Annotated in this window: 11 protein-coding genes and 1 tRNA gene; 6 read left to right on the plus strand and 6 right to left on the minus strand. The window is 60.9% G+C overall.

Annotated elements, in window-relative coordinates; translation table 11 throughout:
* Window positions 1-765 precede the first annotated feature (765 nt).
* The gene (locus AC1RS8_RS24370) at window positions 766-948 is read left to right on the plus strand and encodes a hypothetical protein (protein ID WP_057715557.1); all 183 of its coding nucleotides are present in this window, start codon (window positions 766-768) and stop codon (window positions 946-948) included.
* Window positions 949-1,733: 785 nt separating this feature from the next.
* Here the strand turns inward: AC1RS8_RS24370 and AC1RS8_RS24375 are convergent.
* Window positions 1,734-1,810: transfer RNA gene (locus AC1RS8_RS24375), tRNA-Val, on the minus strand.
* Window positions 1,811-1,993: 183 nt separating this feature from the next.
* Here AC1RS8_RS24375 and AC1RS8_RS24380 point away from each other — a divergent pair.
* Window positions 1,994-3,277 (plus strand): NAD(P)/FAD-dependent oxidoreductase, encoded by a 1,284-nt coding sequence (locus AC1RS8_RS24380; protein ID WP_489340146.1) that lies wholly within the window; start codon window positions 1,994-1,996, stop codon window positions 3,275-3,277.
* A gap of 117 nt (window positions 3,278-3,394) precedes the next feature.
* Here AC1RS8_RS24380 and AC1RS8_RS24385 read toward each other — a convergent pair whose 3' ends face one another.
* The 5 genes from AC1RS8_RS24385 to AC1RS8_RS24405 form a co-directional block, all read right to left on the minus strand.
* Window positions 3,395-4,366: an XdhC family protein gene (locus tag AC1RS8_RS24385; protein WP_489340145.1), complete on the minus strand. Its 972-nt coding sequence runs from the start codon at window positions 4,364-4,366 to the stop codon at window positions 3,395-3,397.
* Window position 4,367: 1 nt separating this feature from the next.
* Complete coding sequence (locus AC1RS8_RS24390) at window positions 4,368-5,606, minus strand: cytochrome c (protein WP_218496545.1); 1,239 nt, start codon at window positions 5,604-5,606, stop codon at window positions 4,368-4,370.
* Window positions 5,607-5,608: 2 nt separating this feature from the next.
* Window positions 5,609-6,148: a (2Fe-2S)-binding protein gene (locus tag AC1RS8_RS24395; RefSeq protein ID WP_015095868.1), complete on the minus strand. Its 540-nt coding sequence runs from the start codon at window positions 6,146-6,148 to the stop codon at window positions 5,609-5,611.
* Window positions 6,141-8,972, minus strand: coding sequence for a xanthine dehydrogenase family protein molybdopterin-binding subunit (locus AC1RS8_RS24400; protein WP_489340144.1), 2,832 nt, complete (start codon window positions 8,970-8,972; stop codon window positions 6,141-6,143). Before AC1RS8_RS24400 ends, AC1RS8_RS24395 begins: the two co-directional genes overlap by 8 nt.
* 176 nt (window positions 8,973-9,148) lie before the next feature.
* Entirely contained in the window at window positions 9,149-10,090 is a 942-nt protein-coding gene (locus tag AC1RS8_RS24405; protein WP_057715562.1) for a LysR family transcriptional regulator, read from the minus strand.
* A 125-nt stretch (window positions 10,091-10,215) separates the two neighbouring features.
* Here AC1RS8_RS24405 and AC1RS8_RS24410 point away from each other — a divergent pair, with 125 nt between their 5' ends.
* Genes AC1RS8_RS24410 through aldA form a run of 4 tightly spaced genes read left to right on the plus strand, consistent with a single transcriptional unit; the run spans window position 10,216 to window position 14,981 of the window.
* A complete protein-coding gene (locus tag AC1RS8_RS24410; protein WP_493163843.1) occupies window positions 10,216-11,511 on the plus strand; it encodes an MFS transporter in 1,296 nt (431 codons plus the stop codon).
* 17 nt (window positions 11,512-11,528) lie between these two features.
* A complete protein-coding gene (gene rhmD / locus AC1RS8_RS24415) occupies window positions 11,529-12,713 on the plus strand; it encodes an L-rhamnonate dehydratase (protein WP_340314161.1) in 1,185 nt (394 codons plus the stop codon).
* A gap of 14 nt (window positions 12,714-12,727) precedes the next feature.
* Window positions 12,728-13,528, plus strand: coding sequence for an aldolase/citrate lyase family protein (locus AC1RS8_RS24420; protein WP_429521211.1), 801 nt, complete (start codon window positions 12,728-12,730; stop codon window positions 13,526-13,528).
* A 19-nt stretch (window positions 13,529-13,547) separates the two neighbouring features.
* Window positions 13,548-14,981: an aldehyde dehydrogenase gene (gene aldA, locus AC1RS8_RS24425; protein WP_489340142.1), complete on the plus strand. Its 1,434-nt coding sequence runs from the start codon at window positions 13,548-13,550 to the stop codon at window positions 14,979-14,981.
* Window positions 14,982-15,235 lie beyond the last annotated feature (254 nt).

Raw genomic sequence — 15,235 nt, forward strand, 5'->3', positions numbered from 1 at the left:
TCAAATATTTGGCGCCTGAAAAACGTTAAAGACGAGAATAAAAACCAAGAGTTTCTATGGACTCCCTCGTTAATTACGCCAACGGTCATGGGAAGTAGCACCTACCTGAATCATTCGCCACGCCCTTCACCCACAAAAGCAACAAGAAGCCTGAAGGCAATCCAGTTGTCCCGCACTACAGCGGCGCCGTAACTCACTAACGAAACTCAATATATGCTGACGGATCAGCACCCACCTTTTTTTCTCACCCGTTAAGCCCGCCCATGCGGTTTTTTTTCGCCTGCTACCTACAGTGTGCGCACCTCTTGGCTACGATTTTTTTGCATGGAGGAAGCGCGATATCAGAATGTCTTACCGCCGCCCCGCTCAATCCTTCCGACGAAGACTTTATTGCCCTCGATGAAGTTGCTGCCTGGATCGACCAGCGCGGCTCTAAGTGTGTATCTGATCGCATCAATAGGTCGACGTTACAAACTTGAGTGTTTAACAAACCCCAACGCCTGTCGTCTAACAACCTGACGATTATCAAATTAACCCGCATGAAATGTGTAGTGCTTGACTTACTAACAAGCAGTGAGGAGCGTGTTATTGGCAACGAGGAAATCCTTATGAAGTTAAATAAGGACCCTTATAATTACAAAGGATTGCCCATGTGCCACAGTAGACTGCAAGTGAAATCCAAGAAGCCCACTAAAGGCAACAACTTCCTCCGTACAGTAAGAAGCCGTGGTGACTGCTTGATCATGTGCATCAATCATCACTTGAATGGCGTTTAACACATGCGTCAAGGTGATGAAGAGCATGCCGGACAACAGCGTCGACAGGGTGCTGGCCGATCTGCGCTACTGCACTACCCAGTGCGCGCGGGGCATGATTATCCCCTTCGAACGGCTCTGGCGTGAGCACCTGCGGATCGCTAAACCGGAAGCGGCCATTGTGGCTACGTGACTTCAGCAAGCGGCAGCTCAAAGTCATGTTCTGTTTTTTTTGGGGGGGGGAGGCGCGAATGCACCTTCGACGAGGCGAAGGATCATCTGCTTGAGGCTTTGGCCCAAGTAAAGAGGCCTTGCCGTTCTTATCGCCTTGCCAGGGCTTTGACTTCTCCGGCAGAGGCGGCCCCGACAAGGGGCGTGCGCTGAACACCTGCAAGGTGCGAAAGCAGTGGCAGATCCGCCACGCTGAACTACTTGGTTTTTGTCGCCTGCACCTTGTCTCGAATTGGTGCCCACCCTGACCAGTTGCTGGCCATTCAGTAATCCATCTGAAACACACCAGGCCGGGCAAGCGGTAATGACTTTACCCAGCGCAACGCCAAGTGTCCCGAACACAACCCTGAAAAAAAATAACATTGAACCTGCCGGTGAACGGAGGGCGATGAAACGCTATGCGGGCCGCGCTACGTGAGGTTGTCAGTGAATGTCTGCAGGCGCCGCGCACACCTACGACCACGTACCGGCCGGCGAGCGCCCCACTTTTCATGAGATCCGAGCCTTGTGGACATGGCTGTACGAGCGGTAGAAATTCCCACAGGAGTCCTTCCAAGCGCTGATGGGGCATGCAGACGAGAAGATGACGAAGCACTATCAGGAGGGGCACGACGAAAAGTAAATCGAGTACATGGAGGTGGGCGCCAAGTTGGCGTTTTGAGCGGGGAGTTTGCAAATCGCAGACAACAAAAAAGGGCCCACCTTTCGGTGAGCCCTTCTAGACCGCCCAGCAGAGCGGATTTTGTTTGGTAGGCGCGATTGGACTCGAACCAACGACCCCCACCATGTCAAGGTGGTGCTCTAACCAACTGAGCTACGTGCCTGCTGTGAGGCGGCATTCTACGGAATTCCGGAGGGGTGTCAACACCTTTTTTCGCGCTAACCCTATGAATATGCAAAATATTTAATTTTGCCGGTACAAAGAAGATTTTCCGGGTGCTGGCGGGCGATTTTCAACTCGGGTAGGATCAACGCACTCGTAAAATATATTAAACAGAGGCTGCCGGATGGCTAACACTCCCTACCCAGAATCCTATTACGCCGCATCGGCCAATGCGGTTCCACCGCGCCCGGCGTTGCAGGATGACGTGGAGACCGATGTCTGTGTGATTGGCGCCGGTTATACGGGGCTGTCCGCTGCCCTGTTTCTGCTGGAGAACGGCTTCAAGGTCACGGTGCTCGAGGCGGCCAGGGTGGGTTTCGGGGCGTCCGGGCGTAATGGCGGCCAGATCGTGAACAGCTATAGCCGCGATATCGATGTCATCGAGCGCACGGTCGGTCCCAAGCAGGCTCAATTGTTGGGGCAGATGGCGTTCGAGGGTGGGCGAATCATTCGTGAGCGGGTCGCCAGGTACAACATTCATTGCGACTTGAAGGACGGTGGCGTGTTCGCCGCGATGACTGCCAAGCAGATGGGTCATCTCGAATCCCAGAAGCGCCTGTGGGAGCGTTTCGGGCACACCCAGCTTGAGTTGATGGATCAACGCCGCATCCGCGAAGTGGTGGCCTGCGATCAATACGTCGGCGGGATGCTCGACATGAGTGGCGGCCACATCCATCCGCTTAACCTGGCGCTGGGTGAAGCGGCGGCGGTCGAGTCCCTGGGCGGGACGATCTATGAGCAGTCGCCGGCCATACGCATCGAGCGCGGCGCCAGCCCGATGGTGCATACGCCGCAGGGTAAGGTCCGAGCCAAATTCATCATCGTCGCCGGCAACGCTTATCTGGGCAATCTGGTGCCGGAACTGGCCGCCAAGTCGATGCCTTGCGGCACACAGGTGATTACCACCGAGCCACTGAGTGAAGAACTGGCCAAGACATTGCTGCCTCAGGATTACTGCGTCGAAGACTGCAATTACCTGCTCGACTACTACCGCCTCAGCGGCGACAAGCGTCTGATTTTCGGTGGTGGCGTGGTGTACGGCGCACGGGATCCGGCGAACATCGAAGCGATCATCCGGCCGAAGATGCTCAAGGCCTTCCCGCAGCTCAAGGACGTGAAGATCGATTACGCGTGGACGGGCAACTTCCTGCTGACCCTGTCGCGCCTGCCCCAGGTCGGACGCCTGGGCGACAACATCTACTATTCCCAGGGCTGCAGCGGCCATGGCGTGACCTACACGCACCTGGCGGGCAAGGTGCTGGCCGAAGCGCTGCGCGGCCAGGCCGAGCGTTTTGACGCCTTTGCCGACCTGCCCCACTACCCGTTCCCCGGCGGCCAGTTGCTGCGCACACCGTTTGCGGCATTGGGTGCGTGGTATTACGGATTGCGGGACAAGTTCGGGTACTAAGCGACACGCAATACATTGTGGGAGCGAGCCTGCTCGCGATATCGGTCTGGCAACCAACGAATGTGTTGGATGTTACGACCTCATCGCGAGCAAGCTCGCTCCCACAGGTTTTGGGGGTTAGAGACGATCTCGTGGGATACCGCTGCGAATCCGCAGGATGTCCGCCAGTACCGCCAGGGCAATCTCGGCTGGCGTCTTGCTGCCCAGGTTCAAGCCGATCGGCGCATGAATCCGCGCCAGTTCGGCATCGCCCAAGCCACCAATACGCCGCAACCGCTCGAAGCGCTTTTGCGAGGTCTGCATGGAGCCCATCACACCGATGTAGAACGCCTCGGTGCGAACAGCCTCCATCATTGCCAGGTCATCGATACGTGGATCATGGGTCAACGCCACCACCGCCGTGTCGCTGTGGCAACCGCCGTCAGCGATGAACACCGACGGCAGTTGACGGCGAATCTCCACGTTTTCCAGCACGACGCCTTCAAGCACTTCGTCCCGCGGGTCACACAGAATCACCTCGAACCCAAGCCCCACGGCAAACTCCGCACAGGCCTGGGCGACACTGGAATACCCCGCCAGCAGCAAGCGCTGAGCCGCGCCGACACGTACACGCACCCGATCGATTTCACGCTCGATACGCACACCCTGCTCACGATCATCGAACAGGCTGCGCGCACCGCTTTGCAGATCCACTTCGCGGATCAACCGACGTCGGCCCAACAGCGCCGACTCCAGCTCCCGCAGATGCGCTTGTACCTCGCAATCGGCATCAAGCTTCTCGACCAGTACATCCAGCACCCCGCCACAGGGCAGGCTGACGCGTGAGCGTGGATCGTCGCCTTCGCCGTAACGAACAACGCAAACTGGCTCCAGAAACGCGCCCTCGGCGACCCGCTCGAGAAAGTCTTCCTCGACACAGCCACCGGACAGCGAGCCAATCCAGTGCCCCTGCGTGTTCACCGCCAGCAGCGAACCCGGTGCGCGCGGTGCCGAGCCGTAAGTGGCCAGCACCGTACACAGCCAGATGCGCTGACCAGCCGCCGACCACTCCAGCGCCCGACGCACCACTTGCAGATCCAGATGCTGCATATCAGTGGGCCTTGTGCTCGAGCGGCGGCGCATCGGCCCGCAACTTCTGCACGTCGTTCACTGCCAGATCATTCGGCTGACCACCCCAGCCCTGACGCAGGTAGTTCAGCAGGTCCGTGAGTTGTTCGTCATTCAGCTTATCGACAAACCCTGGCATCGGTTGCATGTGTTCGAATCCGGAGAACTTCTGCTCACCGATACCGTCGTCGATCACCCGCACCAGGTTGCGCGGATCTTCCAGGCGCAGCGTGGTGTTGCCGCGCATGGCGACGGCGATGTGCGGTTTGCCCTCACCGCCCGGCGCATGGCAACCGGCGCAGACATTCAAATATTCCTGACGGCCACGCTGGGCACTCGGGCTCAGTTTGTCCAACGGCACTTCGACGAGCACTTTCGCCGCAGGCGGCTGATCGCCGAGCAGGAAAGTCGCCATCGCCGCCAGATCCGGATCGCTGAGGCCCTGGGTGCTGTTGTGGAACACCGGGAACATCTCGTTGAACATCGTGCCCTGGGCGCTCATGCCGTGTTTGAGGAACGAGCTCAGGTCCTGATGATTCCAGCCACGGGCCGCCAGGTCAGTGGCCAGCAGGCTCGGTGCCAGATAACCATTGAGAATGCCGCCGGTCATGCGTTTGTCCATCTGCATAGCACCGGGCAGGCCGCGCGGGGTGTGGCACTCGCCACAGTGCCCCAGCACGTCGACCATGTACTGACCGCGCTTCCAGGCTTCGCTTTTGCCTTCAGCCGGTTCCAGCTTCACGTCCTTGCCGTACATCATGTTCCAGCCCATCAGGCCCAGGCGCACGTTGAACGGGAAGCTCAGGCTGGTGACCGGTGCCGCGCGTTCGATCGGCTCGACGGTTTTCAGGTAGGCATGAATCGCGTCGGAATCTGCACGCGGGATCAGGTGATACGAGGTGTAGGGCATCGCCGGATACAGGTTCGCGCCATCACGGCGCTTGCCTTCGGTCAGCGCGGCGAAGAACTCGTCATCGTTGTACAGACCGATACCGTGCTCTTTGCTCGGGGTGATGTTGGTGCCGTAGATCGTGCCGAACGGCGACACGATCGGCAGGCCGCCCGCGTACGGCGCGCCACCCGGTGCGGTGTGGCACGCCATGCAGTCGGCGGCGCGGGCGAGGTACTCGCCTTGCTTGACCTGCGCATCATCGGCGTGAGCTGCCACCACAGGCGCAGCCAGACCAACCGCCAACGCCAGGCGGCTAAGTAGAAGCTTCATGCTTAACCCTCCTTGACCAGGCCGAGATCGGTCAGCACGTTGCGGGTGGCGCTGTAGTAGCGCACGTACCCGGTGCAACGGCAGATGTGATGACCGAGGCTGTCCTCGATGACTTTTTCCAGCTGGCTTTTGACGATGGGCTGACGCTGCAGCTTTTCCACCAGCACGGTCGCGGCATTCACGAAGCCCGGCGCGCAGTAGCTGCACTGGAAGGCGAACTCGTCGACGAAGCGCTGCTGGATCGGGTTCAGCTCGGTGACCTTGCCCTGCTCGTCGCAGGTCGCATGGCCTTCGATGGTCCGAACCTTCTTGCCTTCGAAATAGTGCGCGCCGGTGATGCAAGTGCGCACTTCTTCACTGGTGCCGTCCGGGTTGTCGACAATCACCACGCAGGCGTGGCAGATGCCCTGGCCGCAGCCCAGGCGCGAACCGGTGAGGTTCTTGTATTCGTGCAGGTAGTCGATCATCGGCAGGTCATCAGGGATGTCCACCGGGCCGACGGATTGACCGTTGAGGGTCAGTTGAAGCGGACGGTTAGCCATTGAGGGCCTCCTTGATGCGTGCAGAAGTGATAGGCAGGTCGCGGACACGTTTACCGATGGCATGGGCCACGGCGTTACCGATGGCACCGACCACCGGGATCATCACCACCTCGGCGATGCCCTTGGACGGGTCGCTCGGCGACAATGGCGGCAGGATTTCCGCAGTCTGTTTCCACACCGCGACGTGACGCGCCATCGGCAAGCGGTAACGGTTGAAGTTCCAGTCACCCTCCCCCGGCCCGCCTTCGTACAACGGCATCTCTTCCATCAGCGCATGGCCGATGCCCATGGCGATCCCGCCTTCGAGCTGACCCCTGACCAGTTCTTCCACCAGCACCCGACCGCACTCGACCCACGAGTGATGGTTGAGTACCGACACTTCGTTCGAACCCTTGTTGACCTTCACTTCCACCAGCGTCGCGACCGGGCTGTAGTAAGTCACCGCCGCGTTGTTCAGCTGGGTCGCCGGGTAGGCGATTTCCTGCCGATCCAGCAGATGGAAACCGGCGCTGTTCATCTGCGCTTTCTTCGCCTTCGGTGCACCGTCGCCGTACTTCACGGCCAGACCGTCGAGCGGCAAGCGCTCACGCACGCCGTCGATGCTGAACTCGGCCTCGGCCCAGCTCCAGCGGTTGAAACCGTGCACGGTGGCGCCACTCACCAGGCCACGCTCGTGAACGCGCTTGGCCAGCATGGCGAATGGCAGTGGCTCCATACCGTTCGCCGTGAGTTTGCCGTCGACCCAATGGGCGTCTTCGCGACGCACCACGTAAGGGTTGGCCTGACCGCCGTAAGGGCCTTGTCGCCAGATTTCCAGCGCCGCCGGCCACAGGCCGTGGTTGAACAGCACGCGCGCCGCTTCACGGGTCGCGTGGCTGAAGTAGTACGCCGAGTTGGTGGCCGACGAAGCCGAAGCGACCTTGCCGACCCAGCGCGGATTGCGCAGGAAGTTGTCCTGCTCGGCCTGGCTCATGATGTACGGGTTGCCGCCACTGACCAGCTGCAACTCTTTCCATTCGGTTTCGCCGGTCTTCACTTCGTGCGCCGGAACACCGAGGAAATCGGCCACGACCATGGCCTGAGAGGTGGACATGCCAGTGCCGATTTCGATACCGATGTGGCGCAGGCTGATGCGACCTTCGGCGGTGAATTCAATGCTGGCCATCGGCGCTTCGGAACCGGTACCGAAGTCTTTCTGGCAGATGGCGAAACCCACCCCGTACCAGTTGTCCGGATCGGCGGCTTCGCGTTGTTTCTTGATCGCCTCGCGGTTTTTCCAGACTTCGTGAACCGCGGCCTTGTCGAGAATCTCGTGCAGGCGCAAGGCACCGGCCGGGATCGCGCCCTGGGTGTTTTTCATGCCCGAGCGCAGTGCGTTCTTGCGACGCAGCTCAATCGCATCGACACCGAGGCGACCGGCGATTTCATCGACCATCATCTCGGTCGCCGCCATGCTTTGCAGGGTGCCGTAGCCACGCATCGACCCGGCTTCAACGGCGCGGGAGTGATAAGCCGTGACCTGCAGATCGTTCTGCGGCATGTAGTAGATCGACTGTGCCGCCGTAGCGCCCACCGCAGCCACCGATGGGCTGTAGTTGATTCGTCCGCCACCGTCGACGCTCATCTCGGAGCGGAAAATCTTGAAGCTGTGGTCGTTCTTGTCCACCGCCAATTGGTAGCGAATGTCGAACGGGTGACGCTTGATGCCGCTCTGGAACTGCTCATAGCGATCGTTGGCCAGGCGTACCGGTACACCCGCGCCGTACAACGCCGCGAGGGCTGCGTAGTAGACGAAAATGTTGTGGTCCTTGGAGCCGTAACCGACGGTGTAACCCGGGTGCATGTTCAGGTTGGCCAGGCCGAAACGCGACGGCGCGATCATCTTCGCGGTTTCGGTCGCGGCTTCCAGCGGACACTGGGTGGCGACGACGAAATGCAGGGTCTTGGTGGCCGGGTCGTACCAACCGTTGCCGTTGTCCGGCTCGAGGGCGGCCGGTTCGATCGACGGGGTCTTGTAGCGCTCGTCGAACACCAGCCAGTTGTCCGGCGGCGCATCGATCTGCTGCTTCATGCGCTCGGCGTAGAACAACCCGCGCTCGGTCAAGTTGCCGTGCAGGTTCGGCTGGGAGTTCCACACCGGACGACGGTTTTTCAGCATCGGGAACAGAATCGAATCCTTGAGGCTGGCGAATTCGTCTTCGTCCGCCGAGGTCGCGCCGCCGACGCGCACGTAGCGGAAGCTGCCGTACGGATCGCCTTCGTAGAACGGCACCTGGGCACCGTAACGAATCGCCTTGTCATTGAATTTGAGTTGGTTCTTGGCCTGACGGAAGCGCTCGAAGTCGTTCCAGATCAGGATCGCCACCGGGTGGCCGATGAACATCGGCACCTTGCCGGCCGGCAACAGCGGATCCGGGGCGTGCTCCTCGGGGAACACGATACCGTCCTTGACCAGGTCTTCGGCGGTGACGATGCGGTCCGGTTGCAACTCGGCACCGAGCCACGACAGGTCGATGCCTGCAAAGATGTGGTCGGCCTTGATGGTTTTGAGCAGCATGGCGTGGCCTTGCTGCTGCGGCCAGCCCGGCATGTCCTTGGCGCGGATGTCGCGGGCAAAGACCTTGCTGCCGCAGACCTTGGACAAGGCATCGTTACGGGCGCGCGCCTTGCCATTGTTGCCGAGCCACTGCTCGGACGGCACGGTCACGCTGTTTTCCATCAAGGCGGCCAGCGCCTGGCTGCTCAATGGCGTGAGCGTCACGCTCACACCCGCTACCAGCCCGCCCTGAAGGAACGAGCGCCGGGATATATCACGGTTGGACATGGATCATCCTCTGGGCGGTTATGGGGTCCGCCCTTCTGGTTATGTTCTGGAAATCTCGAGTCTTGCAGAAGCCCTTTTCGACGATGCAAAGGGCTGTTGTTGACAGTGCAAAGCTGACCGAAAGGTTAAGTTTATAGGCTTATGCCTTCGCGGAAAACTAAAAACTGACCAAGAAATCAAAAAACCGCGGCTTTTCGACGCAGCAGATCGATGAACAACCCCAACTCCCGGCTGATGTGCTCGCCCTTGCGCAACAACAACCCGAAGGGCGCCATCTGCACATCCAGTTCCACCGGCAGCGCCACCACCAGGCCCATTTTAAGATAGTCGCGCAATGCGGTTTCCGACAGGACCATGATCGCGTCGGTCAGCTGAATCAGTTGCTGCATGGAGTACACCGAACTGCATTCGATGATGTCTGCCGGCAACGGCAACGCCAGGCGCTGCAACGCCTGATCCAGACCGATGCGCGCCGGACTGGTTTCCGGTTGCAGGATCCACGGCCAACCGCTGACCAGCTCCGCCATCTCCAGTTTTTTGCGTCGCGCCAGCGGGTGGCCGGCGTGCACCACCACCAGCAAGCGTTCGTTACCCAGTTGCTCGAAGACGTAATGCTCACTGTCGGTGGCGGCATTGCGCCGGGCGATGGCCAGGTCGATGCGCCCCTGCTCCAGCAACTGGATCACCTGGTCGCTGGTGTCGCCCATGATGCGGATCCGCAGCTGCGGATTGAGCGACTTGATTTCAGCAATCGAATCCATCACCAGGCCCGGCGCCGCGCCCATGATGGTACCGATCGACAGATAGCCGTAGCCGCCCAGCTGCCGCGCCATCAGATCCTCGGCACAACGGTCGAGGCCACTGAGGGCCGACTCGGCAAAGCGAATCAGCTCCTGGCCCAACGCTGTCGGGCGCATCCCCCGCGGCAGGCGTTCGAACAGATCGCAGCCGAACATGTCTTCAATCTCATGGAGCATGCGGGTTGCCGCCGGTTGCGACATGTTCAGGCTTTGCGAAGCGCGGTGCAGGTTCTGGCTGCTGCTGAGCGTCACCAACATGTGCAGATGCTTGTAACGCAGGCGATTGAGCAGGCTGCGGGAGATGATCGGCGTGGTCATGACGGGCCTTTTTTATCAATACCCTGAAGGTATCAGTTGTGAGCTAGATTCGATTTGTAACGCATCGATCAGCGGCCGTACAGTCTTCCCCATAAGAACAAATGCCCTACCAAAGGAAAACTGCGATGAAGACTCTACCCGCGCCTCTGCTCGCCAAAATTTCCTGGCGGCTACTCCCGTTTCTCCTGCTGATGTACATCATGGCCTTCCTCGACCGCGCCAACGTCGGGTTCGCCAAACAAGCCTTTCAAGCCGACACCAATATCAGCGATGCCGCCTTCGCCTTCGGCGCCGGGGTGTTTTTCGTGGGTTACGCGTTGCTTGAAGTGCCGAGCAACCTGATCCTGCACCGCGTCGGCGCCCGCCTGTGGATGTGCCGGATCATGGTCACCTGGGGGCTGGTCTCCGCCGCCATGGTCTTCGCCCACACAGAAACCAGCTTCTACATCCTGCGCTTTCTGCTGGGCGTGGCCGAAGCCGGCTTCTTCCCCGGCGTGATCCTCTACCTCACCTACTGGTTCCCCAGCGCCGTGCGCGGCAAGGCCATGGGTTTCTTCTATTTCGGTGCACCGCTGGCGTTTATCTTTGGCAGCCCGCTGTCCGGCCTGCTGCTGGAACTGGACGGCTTCGCCGGCTTCCATGGCTGGCAGTGGCTGTTTGCCGTTGAAGGCCTGATGGCGACGGCTGTGGGCATCTGGGCCTACTGGTATCTGGACAATCGCCCGGCCGATGCCAAGTGGCTGACTGTCGAAGAACGCCAGCAAGTGCAAAGCCTGCTCGATCAGGAAGACAGCCATAAACAGAATCACGGCCGCAGCCTGCTCAACGTGATCTGCCAACCCTCGGTGCTGTACCTGTGCCTGATTTACCTGCTGATCCAGGCCAGCGTCTATGGCGTGGTGTTTTATCTGCCGAGCCAGGTCGGAGGGCTGCTGGGGACCAAGGTCGGGCTGATGGTCGGCCTGGTGACAGCGATCCCCTGGATCTGCGCATTGATCGCCGCCTACCTGATTCCCGGCTACAGCGACCGCACCGGCGAACGCCGCCGCACCGCGTGCCTGACCTTGCTCATGGCCGCCGCCGGGATCACCTGCTCGGTGACCTTCAGCAACCCGCTGCTGGGGATCATCGCCCTGTGCTTTGCCGCCTCCGGCTTCATCGCCGTGCAACCGGTGTTCTGGACCTTCCCCTCCAGCTACCTCGCCGGCAGCGCCGCCGCGGCCGGGATCGCCCTGATCAACTCGTTCGGCGCTCTCGGTGGCTTCATCGCCCCGGTGCTGAAGAACTGGGCCGAAGGCGCCTTCCACTCACCGGCAGCAGGCTTGTACGTGCTGGCCACTACCACCGTCATCGCCGCGTTGCTGGTGCTGGGCATACGCGCGCCCGGCCATAAAGCCTCGAACAAACCGGCCACCGTTTAAACCTGAGGAGTCACACCATGGGCATTCCAACCATCAAACACGTCCGCGCTTTCACTCTGCGAGGCGGCGGCGCGGATTATCACGACCAGGCCGACGGCCACTGGATCGACGATCACATTGCCACGCCGATGAGCAAATACCCCGAGTACCGTCAGAGCCGCCGCACCTTCGGCATCAACGTACTCGGCACCCTGGTGGTGGAAATCGAAGCCAGCGACGGCACCGTCGGTTTTGCCGTGACCACTGGCGGCGAGCCTGCCGCCTACATTGTCGAAAAGCACCTGGCACGCTTCCTTGAAGGCGCCCGGGTCACCGACATCGAAAAAATCTGGGACCAGATGTACCAGTCGACCCTGTATTACGGGCGTAAAGGCATCGTCATCAACACTATCTCCGGCGTCGACCTGGCGCTGTGGGACTTGCTCGGCAAGATCCGCCAGGAGCCCGTGCATCAGTTGCTCGGCGGTGCGGTGCGCGACGAGTTGCAGTTCTACGCCACCGGCGCCCGTCCGGACCTGGCGCAGAAAATGGGCTTCATCGGCGGCAAGATGCCGCTGCACCACGGCCCCGCCGAAGGTGAGGAAGGCCTGCGCAAGAACCTCGAAGAACTGGCGACCATGCGCGAGCGTGTCGGCCCGGACTTCTGGCTGATGCTCGATTGCTGGATGAGCCTGGACCTCAACTACGCCACCAAACTGGCGGTTGGCGCCCACGAATACGGCTTGAAATGGATCGAAGAAGCCCTGCCGCCGGACGACTACTGGGGCTACGCGGCCCTGCGCAACAACGTGCCCAAAGGCATGCTGGTGACCACCGGCGAACACGAAGCCACGCGCTGGGGTTTCCGCATGCTGTTGGAGATGGGCTGCTGCGACATCATCCAGCCGGATGTCGGCTGGTGCGGCGGCCTCACTGAACTGGTGAAGATCTCGGCCCTGGCCGATGCCCACAACGCGCTGGTCATCCCTCACGGCTCTTCGGTGTACAGCTACCACTTTGTCGCCACCAGGCATAACAGCCCCTTCGCCGAGTTCCTGATGATGGCACCGAAGGCCGACGAAGTGGTGCCGATGTTCCACCCGCAATTGCTCGGCGAACCGGTGCCGGTCAATGGCCGCATGCGCCTGTCCGCGCTCGACCAGCCAGGTTTCGGCGTGACCCTCAACCCCGAATGCCAACTGCATCGGCCGTATAACCGCTGAGAAAGGAGTTCGACATGAACATGCCGCACAACGCGTTCAAGGCCGCGCTGAACAGCACAGCGACCCAATATGGCATCTGGGCCGGGTTCGCCACCGGCTACGCCGCCGAGATCGTCGCCACCACCGGTTACGACTGGATGCTGATCGATGGCGAGCACGCGCCCAACACCGTGCCCGGGGTACTCGCTCAATTGCAGGCCGTGGCGCCTTACTCGACCGCGCCAGTGGTGCGCGCAGTGAATGGCGATGCCAACCTGATCAAGCAACTGCTGGACATCGGCGCACAGACGCTGATGATCCCGATGGTCGAAACCGCCGAGCAGGCACAGGCACTGGTGCGCGCCATGCGCTACCCGCCCCACGGCATTCGCGGTGTCGGCGGCGGCCTGACCCGCGCCACCCGCTGGGACGGCGTGCCGGACTACCTGAATACCGCCCACGAACAACTGTGCCTGATCGTGCAGGTGGAATCGCGCACCGGTGTGGAAAACGTCGCAGCGATTGCCGCCGTCGAGGGTGTGGATGCGGTGTTTATCGGCCCGGCGGATTTGTCGATCGGCCTGGGCCACGCCGGCAACCCCGGCCATCCGGAAGTCCAGGAGCGGATTCAATACGCCGTGAACGCCACACTGGCAGCCGGCAAGGCCTGCGGCATCCTCGCCCCCAACGAAGAAGACGCCCGCCGCTACCAGCGCTGGGGCTGCCAGTTCATTGCAGTGGCCATCGACATCAGCCTGCTGCGCCAAGGCGCCATGGCCACCCTCGCCCGCTACCGCGAACCCGCTGCCACTCAAGCGCCGTCACGCACTTACTGATCTGCCAAGGAGTCGCACCATGTCATCCGTGCCTGTTTACGAAAACTTCATCGACGGCCAGTTCGTGGCCAGCGCTGCCCACCTCGATGTGATCAACCCGGCCACCGGCGCCGTGCTGTCGAAAGTCCCGGCCTCGACCGCCGAGGACGTCGAGCGCGCCCTCGCCGCCGCCCGTGCCGCCCAGAAAGGCTGGGCGCGCAAACCGGCCAATGATCGCGCCGGTTACTTGCGCCGGATCGCTGCCAAACTGCGGGAAAACGTCGCGCACCTGGCGCGCACCATCACTCTGGAACAAGGCAAGATCAGCGGGCTGGCGGAAGTCGAAGTCAATTTCACCGCCGACTACCTCGACTACATGGCCGAATGGGCCCGGCGCATCGAAGGTGAAATCATCACCAGCGACCGCCAGAACGAAAACATCTTCCTGTTCCGCAAACCACTGGGCGTGGTGGCCGGGATCCTGCCGTGGAATTTCCCGTTCTTCCTGATTGCCCGCAAGATGGCCCCGGCCCTGCTGACCGGCAACACCATCGTCATCAAGCCCAGTGAAGAAACCCCGAACAACTGCTTCGAATTCGCCCGACTGGTGGCCGAAACCGACCTGCCGCCCGGTGTGTTCAACGTGGTCTGTGGCGACGGGAAGGTCGGCGCCGCCCTGAGTTCGCACAAGGGCGTGGACATGATCAGCTTCACCGGCAGCGTCGACACCGGCTCGCGGATAATGGCCGCCGCCGCGCCGAACATCACCAAGCTCAATCTGGAGCTGGGCGGCAAGGCTCCGGCTATTGTGTTGGCGGATGCAGACCTCGACCTGGCCGTGAGGGCGATCCGCGATTCGCGCATTATCAACAGCGGGCAGGTGTGCAACTGTGCCGAGCGGGTGTATGTCGAACGCAAGGTGGCGGATCAATTTATCGAACGCATCGCGGCAGCAATGAGCGCGACCCGCTATGGCGACCCGATTGCCCAGCCCGACGTGGAGATGGGTCCGCTGATCAACCGCCAGGGGCTGGACAGCGTCAACCGCAAAGTCCGCACCGCGCTGAGCCAGGGCGCAAGCCTGATCAGCGGCGGGCAGATGGCCGACCTGCCCAATGGCTTCCATTTCCAGCCAACGGTGCTGGCGGGTTGCCGCGCGGACATGGAGATCATGCGCGAAGAGATTTTCGGGCCGGTGCTGCCGATCCAGATAATCGACGACCTGGACGAAGCCATCGCCCTGGCCAATGACTGCGACTATGGCCTGACTTCATCGATCTACACCCGCGACCTGAGCAAAACCATGCAGGCCATGCGTGAACTGGATTTTGGCGAAACTTACGTCAATCGCGAGAACTTCGAAGCGATGCAGGGCTTCCACGCCGGCGTGCGTAAATCGGGTATTGGTGGCGCGGATGGCAAGCATGGGTTGTATGAGTACACCCATACTCATGCGGTGTATTTGCAAGGCTGATTGCCGAATACCAACAACCGAGCAGGAGCGTGCTTGCTCGCTCCTGCAGAATGGGTCGCAAAAACTTAAATCGCAGAAACAAAAAACCCCGGTCTTTCGACCAGGGTCTTTGCTATCGACTCGAAGTAACCAGTGGTTTCTTCGTAGCTCCAAGGCGTTCAGTGGGCCTCGGGGCAGATATGGCGCAGCGGACGGGACTCGAACCCGCGACCCCCGGCGTGACAGGCCGGTATTCTAACCGACTGAACTACCGC

The organism is Pseudomonas sp. GW821-FHT12A04, assembly GCF_058807755.1.